Annotated in this window: 19 protein-coding genes; 8 read left to right on the top strand and 11 right to left on the bottom strand. The window is 72.7% G+C overall.

The window, feature by feature from the left end; translation table 11 throughout:
- From AB0C59_RS28655 to AB0C59_RS28645, 3 genes are all read right to left on the bottom strand, one after another.
- On the bottom strand, positions 1-94 hold a 94-nt coding region (locus tag AB0C59_RS28655), incomplete at its 3' end, for a biotin carboxylase N-terminal domain-containing protein (protein ID WP_280842533.1).
- Positions 95-315: 221 nt separating this feature from the next.
- Positions 316-1,269, bottom strand: coding sequence for an NAD-dependent epimerase/dehydratase family protein (locus AB0C59_RS28650; protein WP_363009614.1), 954 nt, complete (start codon positions 1,267-1,269; stop codon positions 316-318).
- Positions 1,270-1,300: 31 nt separating this feature from the next.
- Positions 1,301-2,296, bottom strand: a complete 996-nt coding sequence (locus AB0C59_RS28645) for a ScbA/BarX family gamma-butyrolactone biosynthesis protein (RefSeq protein WP_363009612.1) — start codon at positions 2,294-2,296, stop codon at positions 1,301-1,303.
- Positions 2,297-3,317: 1,021 nt separating this feature from the next.
- Between AB0C59_RS28645 and AB0C59_RS28640 the strand changes: the two genes are divergently transcribed.
- Both AB0C59_RS28640 and AB0C59_RS28635 read left to right on the top strand, forming a co-directional pair.
- Complete coding sequence (locus AB0C59_RS28640) at positions 3,318-3,977, top strand: response regulator transcription factor (protein ID WP_363009610.1); 660 nt, start codon at positions 3,318-3,320, stop codon at positions 3,975-3,977.
- A 138-nt stretch (positions 3,978-4,115) separates the two neighbouring features.
- The gene (locus AB0C59_RS28635; RefSeq protein ID WP_363009608.1) at positions 4,116-4,727 is read left to right on the top strand and encodes a ScbR family autoregulator-binding transcription factor; all 612 of its coding nucleotides are present in this window, start codon (positions 4,116-4,118) and stop codon (positions 4,725-4,727) included.
- A gap of 11 nt (positions 4,728-4,738) precedes the next feature.
- Here the strand turns inward: AB0C59_RS28635 and AB0C59_RS28630 are convergent, their stop codons facing one another.
- Positions 4,739-5,335, bottom strand: a complete 597-nt coding sequence (locus AB0C59_RS28630) for a TetR/AcrR family transcriptional regulator (RefSeq protein ID WP_363009606.1) — start codon at positions 5,333-5,335, stop codon at positions 4,739-4,741.
- A 494-nt stretch (positions 5,336-5,829) separates the two neighbouring features.
- On the opposite strand from AB0C59_RS28630, the gene AB0C59_RS28625 reads away from it, so the two are divergent.
- The 3 genes from AB0C59_RS28625 to AB0C59_RS28615 are packed head-to-tail and all read left to right on the top strand — an operon-like array spanning position 5,830 to position 8,613.
- Complete coding sequence (locus AB0C59_RS28625) at positions 5,830-7,290, top strand: DUF2252 domain-containing protein (protein WP_363009604.1); 1,461 nt, start codon at positions 5,830-5,832, stop codon at positions 7,288-7,290.
- A gap of 52 nt (positions 7,291-7,342) precedes the next feature.
- Positions 7,343-8,230, top strand: coding sequence for a J domain-containing protein (locus AB0C59_RS28620; RefSeq protein ID WP_363009602.1), 888 nt, complete (start codon positions 7,343-7,345; stop codon positions 8,228-8,230).
- 53 nt (positions 8,231-8,283) lie between these two features.
- On the top strand, positions 8,284-8,613 hold the full coding sequence (locus AB0C59_RS28615) for a rhodanese-like domain-containing protein (RefSeq protein ID WP_363009622.1): 330 nt from the start codon (positions 8,284-8,286) through the stop codon (positions 8,611-8,613).
- Between the two features lie 19 nt (positions 8,614-8,632).
- Here AB0C59_RS28615 and AB0C59_RS28610 read toward each other — a convergent pair whose 3' ends face one another.
- From AB0C59_RS28610 to paaA, 6 genes are all read right to left on the bottom strand, one after another.
- Positions 8,633-9,772, bottom strand: a complete 1,140-nt coding sequence (locus AB0C59_RS28610) for an acyl-CoA dehydrogenase family protein (RefSeq protein WP_363009600.1) — start codon at positions 9,770-9,772, stop codon at positions 8,633-8,635.
- A gap of 113 nt (positions 9,773-9,885) precedes the next feature.
- A complete protein-coding gene (locus tag AB0C59_RS28605) occupies positions 9,886-10,950 on the bottom strand; it encodes a 2Fe-2S iron-sulfur cluster-binding protein (protein ID WP_363009598.1) in 1,065 nt (354 codons plus the stop codon).
- The gene (paaD, locus tag AB0C59_RS28600; protein ID WP_363009596.1) at positions 10,950-11,504 is read right to left on the bottom strand and encodes a 1,2-phenylacetyl-CoA epoxidase subunit PaaD; all 555 of its coding nucleotides are present in this window, start codon (positions 11,502-11,504) and stop codon (positions 10,950-10,952) included. The genes AB0C59_RS28605 and paaD overlap by 1 nt, the downstream gene beginning before the upstream one ends.
- The gene (gene paaC / locus AB0C59_RS28595; protein WP_363009594.1) at positions 11,498-12,217 is read right to left on the bottom strand and encodes a 1,2-phenylacetyl-CoA epoxidase subunit PaaC; all 720 of its coding nucleotides are present in this window, start codon (positions 12,215-12,217) and stop codon (positions 11,498-11,500) included. Before paaC ends, paaD begins: the two co-directional genes overlap by 7 nt.
- A complete protein-coding gene (gene paaB, locus AB0C59_RS28590; RefSeq protein ID WP_363009592.1) occupies positions 12,214-12,501 on the bottom strand; it encodes a 1,2-phenylacetyl-CoA epoxidase subunit PaaB in 288 nt (95 codons plus the stop codon). Before paaB ends, paaC begins: the two co-directional genes overlap by 4 nt.
- Positions 12,498-13,493 carry a 1,2-phenylacetyl-CoA epoxidase subunit PaaA gene (paaA, locus tag AB0C59_RS28585; protein ID WP_363009590.1) on the bottom strand — a complete coding sequence of 332 codons (996 nt, stop codon included), beginning with the start codon at positions 13,491-13,493 and terminating at the stop codon, positions 12,498-12,500. The genes paaB and paaA overlap by 4 nt, the downstream gene beginning before the upstream one ends.
- A 297-nt stretch (positions 13,494-13,790) precedes the next feature.
- Here paaA and AB0C59_RS28580 point away from each other — a divergent pair, with 297 nt between their 5' ends.
- From AB0C59_RS28580 to AB0C59_RS28570, 3 genes are all read left to right on the top strand, one after another.
- The gene (locus AB0C59_RS28580; RefSeq protein WP_363009588.1) at positions 13,791-14,588 is read left to right on the top strand and encodes a DUF5819 family protein; all 798 of its coding nucleotides are present in this window, start codon (positions 13,791-13,793) and stop codon (positions 14,586-14,588) included.
- Entirely contained in the window at positions 14,585-15,898 is a 1,314-nt protein-coding gene (locus AB0C59_RS28575; protein WP_363009586.1) for an HTTM domain-containing protein, read from the top strand. Before AB0C59_RS28580 ends, AB0C59_RS28575 begins: the two co-directional genes overlap by 4 nt.
- Positions 15,899-16,188: 290 nt before the next feature.
- Positions 16,189-16,956, top strand: coding sequence for a TrmH family RNA methyltransferase (locus AB0C59_RS28570; protein WP_363009584.1), 768 nt, complete (start codon positions 16,189-16,191; stop codon positions 16,954-16,956).
- Between the two features lie 6 nt (positions 16,957-16,962).
- On the opposite strand, the gene paaN is transcribed toward AB0C59_RS28570, so the two are convergent.
- Positions 16,963-18,654 (bottom strand): phenylacetic acid degradation protein PaaN, encoded by a 1,692-nt coding sequence (paaN, locus tag AB0C59_RS28565; RefSeq protein WP_363009582.1) that lies wholly within the window; start codon positions 18,652-18,654, stop codon positions 16,963-16,965.
- Positions 18,655-18,688: the final 34 nt, after the last annotated feature.

Here is an 18,688-nt window from a genome sequence, read left to right as displayed (position 1 = left end):
CGTACACGGCCACGCTCGCGATCCCGGCGTCACGGCAGGCCCGGGCGACACGGACAGCGATTTCGCCACGGTTGGCGATCAACACCTTGCGCACGATGATTCACTCCCGATTCCGCTAGAGGTCATAAGCGTGTTCGACCACGCGTGCCGCCAGCAATGCGCACCGGTGCAGGACTGGGTCCGAATCGGTAGTCGGACGGCAACGGTTTCCGGCCCCGGAAAGCGGGAGGTCAGGAAAGCGTCAAGTAGAGGGGGGCCACCGGGCCCGGAGAGGGTGGGGCGAGTGCCTCGTCTCCGGGCCCGGGGGCGGTCGATTCAAGCCGCCGGAGTCTGTGTCCGCAGGGTCGTGCGATACCACTGCTCGGCGTGGCGGAACCCGGCGTGGAAACCGTCGCCCGGTGCCTGCCGCAGAGCGGACCACAGGGCGGCGCCCTCGAAGACGTGGTCCGTCGTCAGCAGGTCGAGCGCGGAGGCGGGGACGCCGTTCTCGGCCAGGATCGCCCTGGCCTCCTCGACGGTGAGGTCCGCCTCCCCCGGCGGGTGGATGCCCGCGCAGTCGGCGACGGTGCGCAGGACGTCGGCCACCCGGACGGGCTCCGGGTGGACGGCGTGGTGGGCGGGCGCGGGCAGGGCGGAGCGCGGCGCCAGCGAGGCCGAGACCAGCAGCCGGGCCAGGTCCGGCGCCGAGATCATCGACATCCGTGAGGTCCAGCCCGCCACCGTGCCCGGCAGGACGCGCAGGATCCGAGCGAGGCCCGCCCCCACCCACCGGTCGCCCTCCCCGTAGACCAGGTGGGGCCGCAGCACCACACCGCCGGCCGAGGTGACGGCGTCCTCGGCGGCGGCGCGGGTGCGGGAGGTGGCGGAACCGGGTCGGCGGCGGAGATCCTCGGGCCTGCTGCCGCGGAAGGTGCCCCGCCCGTACACGGACGCGGTGCTCAACTGGACGATGCGGCGCACTCCGGCGCGTTCGGCCTCGGCGACCAGGGCCCGCGTACCGCGTGCGTTCACGGCTTCGTTGGCCTCGTCGCCGCCTCCGATCCGCGACGCGCAGTGGATCAGTACGTCGATGCCGTCGCACACCCCGCGCAGGGTGTCGGGGTCGGCCAGGTCGGCGTGGACGCGGTGGGTGCCGGGGGCGGTGGCGGACGGCGGGCGTCGCAGGTGCGTCATGAGGCTGAGCTCGGCCCCGCGCTGACGGGCCTCGCGGACGACGTGTCCGCCGATGAACCCGGACGCGCCGGTGATCAGGATGGTGGGCGTGGGCACGGGGCACTCTCCCGACGGGCGGACGGCCGGCTCAACGGACGTGGGGGCGCAGGACGAGTTCACTGGTGAAGACGGTGTCCCCGCGCTGGGTTCCGCGCACCGCCACGGTCACGTCGCCCGAGGGCGAGTGCGGCAGCGTCCGGGCCTCGATGAAGCAGGGGGCGTCGAACTCGGCGTAGCGCTCGAAGCCGCTCGACAGGCTGAGCAGCAGGGCGCCGGGCAGTCCGGTGGCGGCGTGGGCGGCCTGGCGTGCCGCCTCCAGCAGGACCATGCCGGGTATGTGGTCGACGGGATGGTCGAAGTAGGTGGGGTGGGCGACGTCGACCCGCAGTTCCCAGCGGTTGTGCACGCCGGGCGCCGGTGCGCCGAGAACGACGTGCCGGGTGCTGCCGCAGCGCACGGCGGCGGGGTCGAGGGCCGGGGGCGGGGTGCGGTCGGTGGTGGTGGGGCGTTCGCCCCGCAGCCGCCGGTACACGTCCGGCTTCATGCACCGGAAGGCGGCCGTCGCCGTCGCGCGGGCCCTGCCCTCGCGCACCACGCTGACGTCGTAGCGCATCTCCTGGAGCGCGCCGCCCCGCCGGACGATGTCCCGGCAGACCGTACGCATCTCGACGTCGGTGGGGACGGTGTCCGCGACGAGCATGTCCGGCTCGGCGTGGAAGGAGATGTCCGACATCAGGAACTGGTGGCCGAAGGGCACGTCGAACTCGGCGTGGGCGAGCAGGGAGCCGATCTGGCGGACGGACTCGATCAGCAGCATGGGGTCCTGGTAGCCGTAGTCCGGGACGAACGACGCGTGGCTGCGCGGCCACTGGGCTCTGACCTCGAACTCGGGCCGCTCGTCGCCACCGGAGGCGGAGCCGGCGACATCCCGTCGGGGGCCGCCGAGGAACTCCCAGCCGGTGAGGAGGACCTCCGAGACCGCCGCGCGGTGGACGTACTCCCGCGGAACCGTGGTGGTCAGTTTGGTCGACGGTGCCGGACGCAGTGCGTGCGGAGAAGGATCCCGGTCGATGAGGTGTGGCATATGTGCTCTCCTGTCAGTTTCCGGGCAGGGGGCAGCAAGCCAGGTGTCGCCCGGCCACCCCCCGCGGCCGACGATCTGCTCCGCCACAACCTACAGACAGGTCGGTCCGCTTTTTCAAGGGGCACAACGGATTTCGCAGCTTGGCGTGGTGGACGCCCGGCGGCTCCCGGCGGAGGCCGGACCCGTGATCCCGTCGGGGCCTCGACCCGGCGGACGGGGCGGCGTTGCGGGTGCTCGGGTCGCGACCGTGGTGGCGCCGGGGCCCCGGTGTGCGGTCGGTGCAGGTCAGGCAGGCGAACCCCGCGGCCGGGCGGTGAGGTCGCGGTGGTCGCCGTTAGCGATGGCGACGCGCTCCGCGGTCCTGCCGCGCGGTCTCGGTCCGGCCCATGAAAAGGGTGTCCGTCGGGCGAGGGCAAGCCCGACACACCCTCGCCTTTGATTGCTTCGCCTGCGCCTTCTGACTGCCCCGTAACGGACGCCCACTCCGTACGTGGGCGTACAGGATGTCCAGGATTGAGTAAGGGGAGAGCGTGATCAGGCCGGAACGGGTCGGCCGCGGGGGCGGCCGGGGCCGGCCGGGGTGCGGCGTTCCCTCCGGGCACGCCGAGGCGACTTGCCCGGATTGTCCCCACCCGGGAGCGAGAAGTGGACCCACATGTATGGTTTCGCGTGGCTCGATGGTCCTCGACCGAGGGGCTCTCGGGATGCTGGTGGAGTGAGGACTCGGGGGGTGAACCCCTCAAAAAGGTTCAAAACCGACGAAGATGACACCTGACACGGGTATGACGGTGCGATTGCCGGGACGTGTCCGAGTCCGCACTCCATTGACAATCAGACAAGTCTGTTTGATACCGTCCGGGACGCGAGCCTTCAACAGTCCGAATGGCGTTGTTGTGTATCAGGGGGAGCAATGAACCGGCACCACGCAGATCTCCTCGAAAACCCGCCGGGGCGTCGACTCCCACACGCCGCCCCGGCGCGCCCCGCCGGCGCCTCACCGGGCGCGACCCCGGAGGGGGCGTTGAACGTCCTGGTCGTCGAGAACGACCAGCGGGCCGCCGAGACCCTCCTGCAGGGCCTGGCCCGACAGGGCTACCTGACCCGCAGTGTCGCCACCGGCGCCCAGGCGCTGCGCTGCCACCGCGACGTCGATCTCATACTGCTCGACCTGGACCTGCCCGACCTCGACGGCCTGGAGGTGTGCCGGGGCATCCGTGCGGTCGCCGACACGCCGATCATCACCGTCACCGCGCGCAGCTCCGAGCTCGACCGCGTGCTCGGCCTCCAGGCCGGCTCCGACGACTATCTGGTCAAGCCGTACGGCTTCCGTGAGTTGCTGGCCCGCATCGAGGCGGTGATGCGGCGGGTGCGCTCGCAGCCGGCCGTCGCCCGGGTCATCACCCACGGGGCCCTGGCCATCGACGCGGGCGCCCGGGTGGCCACCCTGGACGGGGAGCCGCTGGATCTGACCCGCAAGGAGTTCGACCTGCTGTACCTGCTGGCCTCGCAGCCCGGCACCGTCATCCCGCGGCGCCAGATCATGGCGCAGGTGTGGGACGATGCGTGGTCGCCGCGGGGCCGTACCGTCGACACGCATGTCGGCACCCTGCGCAGCAAGCTCGGCTCCGGCGAGTGGATCATCACCGTCCGCGGCATCGGCTTCCGGCTCGGGCATCCGTAGCGGCAGCGCCCGCAGAACCGGTTCCGTCGCCTTCCGCAGTACTCGCGTCACGCCCCGTCCGCGTTGTGACAACACCCCCAACTTGACGTTACGGTACAGACAAGTCTGTTGAATTCTATGGGCGGGGTACGAGCGGGCATGGCGCAGCAGGAACGCGGCAAACGGTCACGGCGGTCGATCCTGGAGGCCGCCGCCCAGGTCTTCGACGAGCGGGGCTACGACGCCGCGAGCACCAACGAGATCCTCGCGCGCACCGGCCTCACCCGGGGGTCGCTGTACCACCACTTCCCGTCCAAGGAAGCCATCGCCCTTGCCCTCGTGCAGGCACACGCCGAGGCCCTGGAGGCTCCGGAGCACCCGGTGCGCCTGCAGTCCGTGATCGACCTGACGCTGATGTTCGCCCGGCGCCTCCAGCACGACCCGGTGCTGCGCGCGAGCGTGCGCCTGAGCATCGAGCAGACCTCCTTCGCCTACCCGCCGCAGGCCGCGTACGAGCAGTCCAGCGAGACCATCCTGGCCCTGTTCCAGGAGGCCGAGAAGAGGGACGAGCTGTTGCCGGGCGTGGACGTGCACGAGGCCACGGCGACGGTCGTCGGCTCCTTCACGGGGCTGCAGATCATGTCCCAGGTGTACTCGGCGCGTGTGGACCTGCCCGAGCGCATCAGCGTCTTCTGGAAGTTCCTCCTGCCGGGTCTCGCCACGCCCGGCCTGATCAGCCGCCTGCGCACCACGCCTATGCCCGCCGAGTGAGCGCGGCCCCCTCAACAGGGGGCCGCGCGACCGCCGCCCCGTCCCGGGCAGGCCTGGGCGTCCTGCGCGAACAGGGGGCCTATCAGTTCCCACAGGCGGTGTGAGGTCTCCCCGTCCCACCAGCCGGAGGTGGAGCGGCCCAGGGACTCGATGCCCGCGGCCACCACCATGGCCAGGTCCGCGAGGTCTCCCGCCGGTCGGGCGCCCTCCTTCTGGGTGTCGCGGACGCGTTGGCGCAGCAGGGTCAGCACGTCGTCGCGCAGGCGAGGGGGGCCCGGCGATCCGTCGGCCGCCAGTTGCATGCCCGCGCGGACGACCGGTTCCGTGCGCAGGGCCTCGCCGAGGGCGAGGAGGAACCGCTCGGGCGCGTCCTGCGCCGGCCCCGCGAACGCCTCTTCGGTGAGTGCCTGGACGCGCAGCCGGGCCTGGTCGTACACGGCCGCCGTCAGGGCGGAGGTCGAGGGGAAGTGGTGGTAGAGCGCCCCGCGGCTCACTCCGGCGCGGCGGCAGATGTTGACCAGCCCCGCGTCGGAGACCCGGCCGTCCGCGATGAGTTCGGCGGTGGCACGGACGAGTGCTTGCCGGGTGTGCTCGGACCGTGCCTGCATCGGTGCGCCCCTGCCCTCTCGCTCGTCTGCGCGGCCCGCTCGTTCCTGGCCGCGTGCTCTCCGGAACCGGCCCGGAGAGGGGTCCTTCGCCTGTGCCGTGCTCTCCGGCGAGGCGCATGCGGGTGCGGGGGGCACCCTGGCCCGGGAGGGCGGCATGAATCATACAATCATGCCTGTTTTAAGGGGACCCCCGTGATCGATGATTCCTTCATGTGATCTTCGCGTGGCGGTGGATGCCGCTTCTGGCTGGGATGTTCCCCGGGAAAATGCTCGATGGACGAACGTTCGGTCGTCAAGGCAATCAGACAGGATTGTTTGATAAACCGGCTGTCCGACCGGTACGGGAACCCGTGCACCCCACGGGTTCCGGCACCGACGGCCGTCCACCGTGCCGCACTTGTCCACAGCCCCCTGACACCCCGGACCGCGCCCGCTGTACGGTCTCCGCAGTCGATGTACGTACGACCGTGAGAACGACGGGGGAGGCGGTCGCCATGACCGAGAACGACGCGGTGAACGGCCCGGGAGTGAACGGCACGACGGTGAACGGCACGACGGTGCCGGGGCAGGCGGCCAGGATCTCCGGGGTGCGGGGCTTCGGTCGCTGGCCGGTCCAGGGCTCCCCCAAGGAGGAGGGCAAGGCGCTCCGCGCACGGGTGCGGCGCCGCGCCCATGCCGAACTGCCCCTGGACACCGACCGCCCGGACGCCGTCACCGCAGTCGAGGAGTCCAGCCGGGGCCGCATCCCCGAGCTCACCCCCCTGCGCGTGGGCAGGATGGCCGCCACCCCCTTCGCGTTCCTGCGCGGCTCCGCGGGCCTCATGGCCCACGACCTCGCACGCACCCCGACCACCGGCATCGACGCGCAGATCTGCGGCGACGCCCACGCGGCCAACTTCGGCCTGTACGCCGACGCGCGAGGCGGCCTGATCATCGACCTGAACGACTTCGACGAGACCGTCCACGGCCCGTGGGAGTGGGACCTCAAGCGCCTGGCCGCGTCCCTGGTGCTCGCCGGCCGGGAGGCGGGCGCCGACGAGGACGTGTGCCGGCAGGCGGCCCACGACGCGGCCGGCGCCTACCGGCGCACGATGCGGCTGCTGGCCACACTGCCCGTCCTGGACGCGTGGAACGCGATCACCGACGAGGAACTCGTCTCCCACACCGACGCCCACGACCTCCTCGGCACGCTGGAGCGGGTCTCGGAGAAGGCACGGAACAACACCAGCGGACGGTTCGCGGCGAAGTCCACGCAGGCGCACGAGGACGGCGGCCGCCGCTTCGTGGAGGCGCACCCGGTGCTGCGCCGCATACCGGACGCCGAGGCGGCGGCCGTCGCGGCATCGCTGGAGCACTATCTGACGACCCTGTCCGAGGACTACCACCCGCTGCTCGCCCGGTACGCCGTGCACGACGTGGCGTTCCGCGTGGTCGGCACGGGAAGCGTGGGCACGCGCTCCTATGTGGTGCTGCTCCTCGACCACCGCGGCGAACCCCTGGTCCTCCAGGTCAAGGAGGCCCGCCCCTCGGCCCTGCTCCCCCACCTGGCCGCCATCGGCCGCCCGGTTCCGCAGGCCGGTCACGAGGGCCGCCGTGTCGTCCTCGGCCAGAAGCGCATGCAGGTCGTCAGCGACATCCTGCTGGGCTGGACGTCCGTGGCGGGCCGCCCCTACCAGGTGCGCCAGTTCCGCAACCGCAAGGGCAGCGTCGACCCCGCCGCGCTGGCCGCCGACCAGCTGGACGACTACGCCCGCATGACCGGCGCGCTCCTGGCCCGCGCCCACTCCCACAGCGTGGACCCCCGCCTGATCGCGGGCTACTGCGGCAAGAGCGAGGCACTGGACGAGGCCGTCGCCGCCTTCTCCCTGGCCTACGCCGACCGCACGGAGGCCGACCACGCCGACCTGGTGACGGCGGTGCGCAACGGACGGGTGGCCGCCGAGGCGGGGGTGTGAGGGCCCGGTGCACCCCGAGGAAGGCGCCGGGGGCGTGGCATACGCTGGGCCCGTGACGCCCGAAGCCGAGCAGAGTGAGTCCCAGTCCGCCGCCGAGGAACCGGTCGCCGAGCGCGCCGGGTCCCGTGACGGCGCGGACGCCGAGAAGACGGCCGAGGGCGGTCCCCGCCCCGAGGAGCGGCTGGAGCGGTCCGTACGGGCCGCCGAGCAGGCGCTCATCGAGTACGAGATCGCCGTGGAGACCTTCCGCGTCGAGGTGGAGAACTTCTCCCGGCTGCACCACCAGAGGCTGGGGCCGATGTACACGCGCCTGGACGAGCTGGAGGCGGAGATCGCCGAGCTGCGCGCCGCCCGCAGCGGGGATCCCGAGGACCTCCGCCGTGCCCACGAGGCCCGGGCCCGGGTCATGCCGATGCCGGGCGTCGAGGAGCTGTTCCACGGCTGGATGGACTCCGAGGAGGGCCTGTTCCCGGAGGCGCAGGCGATGCTGACGGACCGGCCCGTACGGACCCCGCAGCGCGTCCGCCCCAGCGAGGAGGCCCGCAAGCTCTACCGCGACCTCGCCCGCAAGGCGCACCCCGACCTCGCTCAGGACGAGAGCGAGCGACTGCGCCGCGAGGAGTTCATCACCCGGGTCAACGCCGCCTATGCCCGAGGCGACGAGAACCTGCTGCGGCAGCTGTCCGAGGAGTGGGCGGCCGGGCCCCGGCCCGAGGAGCGCGGGCCGAGCCGCAGCGAGGAGCTGTACGCCCGCCTGGAGTGGCTCGCCCAGCGCAAGGACATGCTCACCGCTCTGGCACGGGAGCTGGAGGAGAGCGCCATCGGCTCCATGCTCCGGCTCGCCCCCGACGATCCCGACCGCCTTCTGGAGGAGATCGCGGAGCAACTGCTGGCGCAGGTCTCGCAGAAGGAGGCCGAACTGGCGGAGCTGCGCGGCTGAACCGCTCCGGGCGCCGGTCGGGTAGCGTCGGGGGTATGCATTTCGGAGCTGGTGTGCCCACGGTGGAGGTCGCGGACCTCAAGGACGGCGACTTCCTGCTGGACGTCCGTGAGGACGACGAGTGGCAGGCAGGTCACGCGGAGAAGGCGCTGCACATTCCCCTCAGCGAGTTCGTGGCCCGGTACGGCGAGTTCACCGAGGCGGCGCCGCAGGACGGCCGGGTCCATGTGATCTGCCGCTCCGGTGGCCGTTCGGCCCAGGTGGCGATGTACCTCGCCCAGCAGGGCGTCGACGCGGTGAACGTCGACGGCGGCATGCAGGTCTGGGCCGCCCAGGGCCGCCCTGTCGTGGACACCACGGGCGGCCCCGGCTTCGTGCTCTAGACGCACCGCGCGGGGTGGGTCACCCCAGGGGGTGTGCCGCCAGCAGGTCGCCCAGGGCTTCCTCGTGCGCCGCCGCCGGGCCGAGCGAGAGCTCCAGGTGCTTGGCCCAGGCGTGGTAGCGGTGCAGCGGGTAGTCGGTGTCGGCGCCGAAGCCCCCGTGCAGATGCTGTGCCGTCTGCACCACGCGGCGCACGCCCTCCGACGCCCAGATCTTCGCCACGGCCACGTCCGCGGCGGCCGGCAGCGCCCCGGTGGTGCGGGAGCCGATCCGCCACGCGGCCTGCCAGAGCGTGGCCGCCATGGCCCGCAGGTCGATGTACCGGTCGGCGGCCTGGACGGCGACGGCCTGGAAGGTCGCGATGGGATGGCCGAACTGCTCCCGCTTGCCGGTGTAGTCGCTCGTCATGGCGAGCACGGCCTCGCCCAGGCCGAGCGCGAGCGCGCACGTCCCGGTGGTGAGCAGAAGGCGCGCCTGCTCCCAGGCCCCCTCGGCCTCGATCAGGCGGTGGGGCGCGACGCGCACGGACTCCAGGCGCAGCTCGCCGAGCCGCTCCCCGGCGGTGGAGAACTGCTCGGCCAGGGCCACTCCCTCCTGCGCGGGGGAGACCAGCGCGAGGACGGACCGGCCCGTGCCGCCGATGTGCGCCGGCACGAGGACGCCGTCGGCGGTGTGGGCCCAGGGCACCGCCGTCTGGGCTCCGTCCAGCACCCAGGTGCCGTCCGTGTCCTGCCGTGCGGACACCGCGAGCTCGGCCGGGTCGTGCCCGCTGCGGCCGTGCGCGGCGAAGGCCAGGACGTACTCCCCGCGCCCCGAGCGCGCGAGCAGCTCCTCCTTCAGCTCCGGGCTGCCGTGGGCCTGTACGGCGACCACCGCGGCGGTGTTCTCCAGCAGGGGCACCCGGGCGAGCACCTTCGCCGACTCCCGCAGTACCAGGCACAGGGCGATGGCGTCCAGGCCCGCGCCGCCGTACCCCTCCTCCAGCAGCAGGCTCAGCAGGTCGGCGCGCGCGAGCCGGGCCCAAAGGGGACGGTCGAAGTCGTCGGCGACGGCGCCCGTGGTCAGGGCGGGGCTGGGCACCGCGTCGGGCGCGGTCCCGGCGAACACGGCCCTCGCCGCTTCGAGCGCCGCCTGCTGCTCCTCGCTGAAGGTGAAGTCCACGGCCTGTCCTCCTGGCGGATCCACTGATCTGACGGAGCGTCAAGATAGAACAGGTTCTAGGAGAAGGGAACGGCCGCACCGTGTGCGTGTCAGCGGCCGGCCGGCCGTCCCGCTCACCGGTCGAAGTCCAGCTCCACCGCCTCGGTGACCGGATGCGACTGGCAGGCCAGCACATATCCCGCGTCCGTCTCCTCCGGTTCCAGCGCGAAGTTGCGGTCCATGCGCACCTCGCCCGATACCAGGAACGCCCGGCAGGTTCCGCACACCCCGCCCTTGCAGGCGTAGGGCGCGTCCGCACGGTTGCGCAGCACCGTCTCCAGCAGGGACTCGCCGTCCTGGACGGGCCAGGTGCCGCTGCGCCCGTCGAGCCGTGCCGTCACCGCGCTGTGCGCGGGGGCCGCGGCGGACGGTCCCGCCGCGGTGCCGTCGTCCACATGGAAGATCTCCTCGTGGATGCGGGCGCGGGACACGGCCAGGCCGCGCAACGCCCGCTCGGCGGACTGCACCAGCCCGAGCGGCCCGCACAGGAACCAGCCCGCCACGGCCTCGACCGGGAGCAGCGCCGGCAGCAGACCGGACAGCCGCTCCTCGTCCAGTCGCCCGGTCGGCAGCCCCGCCTGCTGCTCCTCCCGTGAGAGCGCCGTGACCAGCTGGAACCGCTCGGGGAAGCGGTCCTTGAGGTCGGCGACCTCCTCCAGGAACATCGTCGACGCGGTCGTCCGGTCGCTGCGGACGAGGCAGAACCGGGCCCGGGGCTCCCGCGCGAGCAACGTCGTCGCCATCGACAGCACCGGGGTGATGCCGCTGCCGCCGACGACGGCCGCGTACAGCCCGGGCGCGGGCTCCAGGGTGAAGCGGCCCGCCGGTGCCATGACGTCCAGCTCGTCCCCGACCGCTATCTCCTTGAGTGCGTACGTGGAGAACGCGCCGCCCTCGACCAGCCGCACGCCGACCCGCAGGGTGCGGGGGCCGTCCCCGTCCGGCGCGGGCGCCGGGGAGCAGATGGAGTACGTGCGCCGGACCTCCGTGCCGTCGACGGTGCGGCGCAGGGCCAGGTGCTGGCCGGGCGCGTGCCGGTAGTCCTCGCGCAGTGCGGGGGGCACGGCGAGGGTCAGGGCCACGGAGTCGTCGGTGAGCCGGTCGACCGCGGCCACCTGGAGCGGGTGGAAACGGGCCATCACAGCTCCTTGAAGTGGTCGAACGGTTCGCGGCAGGCCAGGCAGCGGCGCAGCGCCTTGCACGCGGTGGACGAGAAGCGGCTCAGCAGCTCGGTCTCGGCCGATCCGCAGTGCGGGCAGTGCACGGGATCGTCCGGCGGTGGCGAGCCGGCGGCGCGGCGGGTCGGGCCCAGGTCGACCGCGACGGGGCCGGGCGCCGGCCGGCGCTGTTCGCGTGGTGGCGCTATTCCGAACTCCCGCAGCTTGCGGCGCCCCTCGGCGGAGATGTCGTCCGTGGACCAGGCGGGGCTGAGCACGGTGCGCACGACGACGTCGCGCACGCCGTGTTCGCGCAGCACCCGCGCGATGTCCATGGACATCGCCTCGATCGCGGGGCAGCCCGTGTAGGTGGGGGTCAGCTCGACCTCCACGGCGTTCGGCCCGTGCACATGGACCGCGCGCAGCACGCCCAGTTCTTGAAGGGTGAGCACGGGCAGCTCCGGGTCGGGGACGGAGCCGGCGAGCCGGCGCAGCTCCTCCTCCAGGGCGGTGGCCCGGTCCGCGGTCGTCACCATGACGCCCCCGGGTGGCTGCGGTGCAGATGCTGCATCTCGGCGAGCATCCGGCCGAAGGGCTCGGTGTGCAGTCCCTGTCGCCCCGCGCCGGCGGTCCACGCGCCGTGCCGCGGTCCGTCGGGGACGTCCAGGGTGGCTCGGCGCAGGACGTCGCCCACCGACGCCTGCCAGGCCTCCTCCAGCGCGGTCCAGTCCACGTCCAGGCCCACGACCGGCTGGAACATCTCCCCGGTGAACCGCCACAGCGCCTCGCACCCGCGCCGCATCCGGTCATGGCTGACGTCCGTGCCGTCGCCGAGGCGGAGCGTCCACTGCTCGGCGTGGTCCTGGTGGTAGGCGACCTCCTTGACCGCCTTGGCGGCGAGGGGGGCGAACGGGCCGTCGCCGACCGCGACCCGGTCGTAGAGGAGCCGCTGGTAGGTGGAGAAGTACAGCTGGCGGGCGATGGTGTGCGCGAAGTCCCCGCCCGGCTGCTCGACCAGCTGCAGATTGCGGAAGGCGCGCTCCTCGCGCAGATAGGCGAGCTCGTCCTCGTCGCCCACCATGGACAGCAATACCCTGGCCTGACCGAGCAGGTCGAGGGCGATGTTGGCGAGGGCGACCTCCTCCTCCAGGACGGGCGCGTGGCCCGCCCACTCCCCGAGCCGGTGCGAGAGCACCAGCGCGTCGTCACCGAGGGCCAGGGCCGCCGCGGTGTGCGTGGTGACGGTCACAGGTGCTTCACCCCTTCCGGGATCTCGTAGAACGTCGGGTGCCGGTAGGGCTTGTCGGCGGCCGGTTCGAAGAACGGGTCCTTCTCGTCGGGCGAGGAGGCGGTGATCGCCGCGGACGGCACGACCCAGATCGAGACGCCCTCGCCGCGGCGGGTGTACAGATCGCGCGCGTTGCGCAGGGCGAGCTCGGCGTCCGGAGCGTGCAGGCTGCCGGCGTGGGTGTGCGAGAGGCCGCGGCGGGAGCGCACGAAGACCTCCCACAAGGGCCATTCGGTGTTCGTCATGCTGATGCCGCTCCCGTTCCACTGTGCTTCGCCGCGTGGGCCGCGGCGGCTTCCCTTACCCACGCGCCCTCTTCGTGGGCTCGTCTGCGCTGGGTGATCCGCTGCTCGTTGCAGGGGCCGTTGCCCTTGAGGACGTCCCAGAACTCCGTCCAGTCGATGGGGCCGAAGTCGTGGTGCCCCCGCTCCTCGTTCCACCGCAGTCGGGAGTCGGGAAGGGTCAGGCCCAGCGATCGGGCCTGGGGGACGCAGATGTCCACGAAGCGCTGGCGCAGCTCGTCGTTGGAGTGCCGCTTGATCTTCCAGGCCATCGACTGCGCCGAGTGCCCGGACTCGTCGTCGGGCGGGCCGAACATCATCAGAGAGGGCCACCACCAGCGGTCCACGGCGTCCTGGGCCATCGCGTGCTGCTCGGGGGTTCCCTGGCTGAGGGCGAGGAGCAGTTCGTACCCCTGGCGCTGGTGGAAGGACTCCTCCTTGCAGACGCGGACCATCGCCCGGGCGTAGGGGCCGTAGGAGCAGCGGCACAGGGGGACCTGGTTGGTGATCGCCGCACCGTCCACCAGCCAGCCGATGGCGCCGACGTCCGCCCAGGTCAGCGTGGGGTAGTTGAAGATCGAGGAGTACTTCTGGCGGCCCGTGTGCAGCTTGTCGAGCAGCTCGTCGCGGCTGGTGCCGAGCGTCTCGGCCGCGCTGTACAGATACAGCCCGTGGCCCGCCTCGTCCTGGACCTTGGCCATCAGGATGGCCTTGCGGCGCAGCGAGGGTGCGCGCGTGATCCAGTTGGCCTCCGGCTGCATGCCGATGATCTCGGAGTGCGCGTGCTGGGCGATCTGCCGGACCAGGGAGGCGCGGTAGGCGTCCGGCATCCAGTCCCGCGGTTCGATGCGCTCGTCGGCCGCCAGGGTGGCGTCGAACAGGGCCTCGTGCGCCGCTGTGTCCGCCGGTGCCGTCCCGTCCGCGCGGGCCGTGCGGTGCGCTGCTGCTGTCGCCATGCGGTCCCCCTCGATCTGACTCGGTCCTCGTCTCCCGACCGATCGTTCGGTTCGGAGGATTCAATGGTGGGGCGCGGCGCCGTAGGGTGTCAACCGCTGTGGATGACCTCCGGACCGCCGCCGGGGCCGCCGTGCCCGGTGGGGCTGTGCGGTACGGGCGGGCATGAGTACCGTTCCGGTGCACATGCGGTGCCGTGCTGCGAACGGGTGACGCGCCCGCGGCGAGGCCGGCGCACGCCGGAGCGTGCCGGGCGCGGGACGGCACCGGAGCGCGCGAAGCTCGGGAGACGGGGCGGAATGGACACATACGGCAAGGGCCCGGACGCCCGGCGTGCACAGCCGGGCGGATCCGAGGACCCGGCCTCGCGCCCGCCCGAGGGCGGCCCGGACGCGGTGGAGGAGCCGCCCCCGCCCGTCGCCGGGGCAGGAGATCCGCCGCCCCTCGCTCCCCGCGGCGGCGTGGGTGACCTCTCCCCGCGCTACCGGTTCGGCGCCGCGCTCACCCTCGCGGTGGTCGCCGTCGCCGCGTGCGCGCATCTCGCCATGGTGTTCCTGCACGTCGCCCCGGCGAACACGCTCACCAGGAAGCACGGCACGCTGATAGACGCCTGGATCTATCCCGAGTTCGAGCAGAACTGGAAGCTGTTCGCTCCCAACCCCCTGCAGCAGAACATCGACGTCGAGGTCCGCGCGGAGGTCAGCACGGCGGACGGCGGTGTGCGGACCACCGGCTGGTACGACCTCTCCGCCCTCGACGGCGCCGCCATCGACGGCAACCCGCTCCCCAGCCACACCCAGCAGAACGAACTGCGCCGCGCCTGGGACTTCTACACCGCCTGGCACGACGGCCGCAATCGCCCGACGGCCGCGCGCGGCTCCCTCGCCGAGGACTACCTGCGCCGCCTGGTCGCGCTGCGCCTGCACCGCGAGCACGCGGCGGCCGCGGGCGAGAGACTCGACCGCGTCCAGGTCCGCTCCCGTGTCACCGACGTGCCGCCTCCCGCGTGGAGCGGCCAGAAGGCGAGCACCACCCCCGTCTACCGCATGCTGCCCTGGTGGTCGCTGCGGGACGGGGACACGGGGGCGGGCGCATGAGGGGCCGCGTCGTCCCGCGCGCCGCGCACGCCGTCGCCCGTGTCACGGACGCCGCCCTCGGCCCGTACCAGACCGCGGTCGTCCGCATCGGGTTCGCCGCCACCTGGCTGCTGTTCCTGCTGCGCGAGTTCCCGCACCGCCAGGAGCTCTACGGGCCCGACGGTCCGTGGAGCTGGAGCCTGGCCCGGCGCCTCGTCACGGACAACCACGCCTTCACCGTCCTGATGTGGTCCGACAGCCAGGCGTGGTTCGAGACCGTGTACGCCCTCGCCGTGCTCTCCAGCGCTCTGCTGCTGCTGGGCTGGCGCACCCGCACCATGTCCGTGCTGTTCATGATCGGTGTGCTCTCGCTGCAGAACCGCAGCGTCTTCGTCGGCGACGGCGGGGACAACGTCGTCCACCTGATGTCGATCTACCTGGTGTTCACGCGCTGCGGACAGGTGTGGTCGCTGGACGAGCGACGCGCCGTCCGCGCCGCTCGGGCAGCCCGGGCGCCCGGCGGACCCGCGGCGGCCGACCGGTCGGGGCCCGTCCTGTGGGCCGTGCTCGGCCTGGCGCTCGCCCTGGCGACGGGCGCGGGACGGCTGGACGCCGGCTGGCTCGTGGTGTTCTGGGTGCTGTGGGCCGTGCAGGGGCTGTGGTGGTACGTCGGCAGGCGGGCCCCGCGCTCGGAGTTCCGTGTTCTGCTGGACGCGATCGCGAACGTCGTCCACAACGCGGCCCTGCTCGTGATCATGGCCGAGGCGTGCCTGATCTACTCGACCGCCGGCTGGTACAAGATCCAGGGGTCCGCCTGGCAGGACGGGACCGCGGTCTACTACCCGCTCCACCTGGACGCGTTCTCGCCCTGGCCGGCCCTGTCCGATCTGCTGTCCTCGCACGGGGTGCTGGTGCTGCTGGTGACCTATGGGACGGTCGTCGCGCAGGTCGCGTTCCCCTTCACCCTGCTCAACCGGCGTGCGAAGAACGTCCTGCTCGCGTTCATGATGGTCGAGCACGTGGTGATCGCCGTGGTCCTCGGGCTGCCCTTCTTCTCGCTCGCGATGATCGCCGCCGACTCCGTGTTCCTGCCGACGTCCTTTCTGCGGTGGACGGGCCGGTGGGCGGCCCGCGCGCGCGGACGGCTGCTTCCCGGGGGTGTCCGGCTCGCGCTGCCGGGCCCGCGCACGGAGCGGCCGCCGGCCGGCGCCGGGCAGCTCCCGCCTCCCGGCGAGGAGTCGCTCCCGCCCTTCGGCGAGGAGCACGCGGGCGAGGAACCGGCCCCGCACACGCCGGCCCGCCCTGCGGAGCCGGGGCGCCCACGCCCGTGACGGCTCGGTGGGGCCGGGGTCTCGGTGTTCGTGGCGGCCTGGTGGGGCCGGGGCGCTCACGCCCGTGATGGCTTGGTGGGGCCGGGCCCAGGGTGTTTGTGACGGCCCGGTGGGTCAGAGGTCCGGGCGTTTGTGATGGCTTGGTGGGTCAGGGGCAGAGGTTCCCGCGTCGGTGATGGCCTGGTGGGGTCAGGGGTCCCCACGTCTGGCATGGCCTGGTGGGGCAGGGTGTCCGGGCCCTGGCCGGTCGGGCGGGCACCTGGCGTCGCGGCCCACGTAGGCTGCACGACATGACGGTTCCGCCCCCCGCCGCCGACCCGCTGAGTGTCTGGCACCGGCTCGCCGGTTCCTGTGTGCTGCTCGACGGGTTCCACGCGCTCAAGCACGCGGTGCGCTTCCGGGCGTGCGTGCCGGTGGCCGTCACCACCAGCCGCCGGGCGGCGCTCGATCTGGCCGGTGAACTGGCCCCCGACGTACGGGACGCCCTGGAGGGGCTCCTGACGGAGGTGCCCGAGGAGGCCTACCGGTCCCTCGTGCCGCGCCCGCATCCCACCGGCGTCGCCGCGCTCGCCGAACGCCCCGCGCGCGAGGCCAACCTCGAGGCCCTGGGGCGCACCCCGCGCCGTGCTCCCGTGGTCGTCCTCGACAATCCGCGCAATCTGGGGAACGCCGGGGCGGTGATCCGTCTCGCGGCGGGCTTCGGCGCCACCGGAGTGGTCACGACGGGCACGCTCGACCCCTGGCACCCCACGGTGGTGCGCGGCGGGGCCGGACTGCATTTCGCGACCGCGGTGGAGCGTCTGTCCGAGGCGGAGCTGCCCGCGGGCCCGCTGTTCGCGCTGGACCCGGAGGGGGACGACATCCGCGGACTGAAGATCCCGGACGACGCCGTACTCGCGTTCGGCTCGGAGCGCACCGGGCTGTCCGCGGAGCTGCGCGCCCGCACGGACCACCTGGTGTCCCTGCCGATGCGCCCCCAGGTCTCCAGCTACAACCTCGCCACCAGTGTGGCCATGACGCTGTACCACTGGAGTGCCACCGGGGGCGCACCCGCCTGAGCCGTCCTACGCCTCCCGGCGCACTTCCACCACACGGAACCGGTTCGCCACGAACGCCCCGTCGCACAGGGCGGCGTTGGCGGCCGCGTTGCCGCCCGAGCCGTGGAAGTCGGAGAAGGCGGCCGTCTGGTTGACGTACACCCCGCCCGTCAGGTTGAGCGAGAGCTGGGCGCACTCCTCCAGGCAGGCCTCCTCCACCGCCCGCTCGACCTCCTCGCTGGTGGTGTACGCGCCGACGGTCATGGCGCCCTTGTCCCTGACGGTGCGGCGCAGCAGCTCCACCGCCTCGGACGCCGAGTCGACGGCGACGGCGAAGGAGACCGGGCCGAAGCACTCGCTCATGTAGGCGGCCTCCGCGTCCGGCTTGGCGCCGTCGAGCTTGACGATGACCGGCGTACGCACGGTCGCGCCCGGGAAGTCGGGGTTGGTGATCTCCCTGGACGCCAGGGCGACCTCGCCGAGCCCGGCGGCCGCTTCCAGCCGGGCCTTGACGTCGGGGTTCACGATCGCGCCGAGCAGCGCGTTCGCCCGGGCGTCGTCGCCGAGCAGGCCGTCGACCGCGCGCGCGAGATCGGCGACCACCTCGTCGTACGACTTCGGGCCCTCGTCGGTGGTGATGCCGTCCCGCGGGATCAGCAGGTTCTGCGGGGTGGTGCACATCTGGCCGCTGTACAGCGACAGGGAGAACGCGAGGTTGGAGAGCATCCCCTTGTAGTCGCCCGTCGACTCCACGATCACCGTGTTGACGCCGGCCTTCTCCGTGTACACCTGCGCCTGGCGGGCGTTGGTCTCCAGCCAGTCGCCGAACGCCGTGGAGCCCGTGTAGTCGATGATCCGGATCTCCGGCCGCACCGCCAGCGTCTTGGCGATGCCCTCGCCCGGGCGCTCGGCGGCCAGCGCCACCAGGTCGGGGTCGAAGCCCGCCTCGGCGAGCACCTGGCGGGCGACCTGCACCGTGAGCGCGAGCGGCAGCACGGCGCGCGGGTGGGGCTTGACCAGCACGGCGTTTCCGGTGGCCAGGGAAGCGAACAGGCCCGGGTATCCGTTCCACGTGGGGAAGGTGTTGCAGCCGATGACCAGCGCGATGCCGCGCGGGACGGGCTTGAACGTCTTGGTGAGCGCCAGCGGGTCGCGCTTGCCCTGGGGCTTGCTCCACTCCGCGGTGTCCGGGGTGCGGACCTGCTCCACGTACGCGTACGCCACCGCCTCCAGGCCGCGGTCCTGCGCGTGCGGGCCGCCGGCCTGGAACGCCATCATGAAGGCCTGGCCGCTGGTGTGCATGACGGCGTGCGCGAACTCGTGCGTGCGGTCGCTGATGCGCTTGAGGATCTCCAGGCACACCACGGCGCGCATCTCCGCGCCCGCGTCGCGCCACGCCCGCAGGCCCGCGCGCATGGCCGGCAGCAGCACGTCGAGATCGGCGTGGGGGTAGCTGACGCCCAGCTCCACGCCGTACGGCGACGTCTCGCCGCCCGTCCAGTCGTCCGTGCCGGGCTGGCCGAGGTCGAGGCGGGTGCCGAGGAGGGCGTCGAAGGCGGCCTTGCCCGCCGCGGCGTCCAGGCTTCCGTTCTCTCCGTAGGCCTTGGGGTGCTCGGGGTGCGGGGACCAGTACGCGCGCGTGCGGATCGCTTCCAGCGCCTGGTCGAGGGTGGGCCGGTGCTGGGCGATCAGCTGGTGCGCGGTGAGTTCGGCGGCCATGCGGGAACCAACTCCTCGTCTGACGAGCTCTTCG

It is taken from the genome of Streptomyces sp. NPDC048664, from assembly GCF_040650555.1.
Taxonomy (GTDB): domain Bacteria; phylum Actinomycetota; class Actinomycetes; order Streptomycetales; family Streptomycetaceae; genus Streptomyces.
Note: the sequence above shows the minus strand (reverse complement) of the source record. Positions and strands in the feature narration are given on the sequence as shown.

Coding starts and splice junctions, on each gene's coding strand:
- AB0C59_RS28645 (WP_363009612.1), bottom strand. CDS start 2,296: ATGCCACACCTCATCGACCGGGATCCTTCTCCGCACGCACTGCGTCCG.
- AB0C59_RS28635 (WP_363009608.1), top strand. CDS start 4,116: ATGGCGCAGCAGGAACGCGGCAAACGGTCACGGCGGTCGATCCTGGAG.
- AB0C59_RS28630 (WP_363009606.1), bottom strand. CDS start 5,335: ATGCAGGCACGGTCCGAGCACACCCGGCAAGCACTCGTCCGTGCCACC.
- AB0C59_RS28625 (WP_363009604.1), top strand. CDS start 5,830: ATGACCGAGAACGACGCGGTGAACGGCCCGGGAGTGAACGGCACGACG.
- AB0C59_RS28605 (WP_363009598.1), bottom strand. CDS start 10,950: ATGGCCCGTTTCCACCCGCTCCAGGTGGCCGCGGTCGACCGGCTCACC.
- paaD (WP_363009596.1), bottom strand. CDS start 11,504: ATGGTGACGACCGCGGACCGGGCCACCGCCCTGGAGGAGGAGCTGCGC.
- paaB (WP_363009592.1), bottom strand. CDS start 12,501: ATGACGAACACCGAATGGCCCTTGTGGGAGGTCTTCGTGCGCTCCCGC.
- paaA (WP_363009590.1), bottom strand. CDS start 13,493: ATGGCGACAGCAGCAGCGCACCGCACGGCCCGCGCGGACGGGACGGCA.
- AB0C59_RS28580 (WP_363009588.1), top strand. CDS start 13,791: ATGGACACATACGGCAAGGGCCCGGACGCCCGGCGTGCACAGCCGGGC.
- AB0C59_RS28575 (WP_363009586.1), top strand. CDS start 14,585: ATGAGGGGCCGCGTCGTCCCGCGCGCCGCGCACGCCGTCGCCCGTGTC.
- AB0C59_RS28570 (WP_363009584.1), top strand. CDS start 16,189: ATGACGGTTCCGCCCCCCGCCGCCGACCCGCTGAGTGTCTGGCACCGG.
- paaN (WP_363009582.1), bottom strand. CDS start 18,654: ATGGCCGCCGAACTCACCGCGCACCAGCTGATCGCCCAGCACCGGCCC.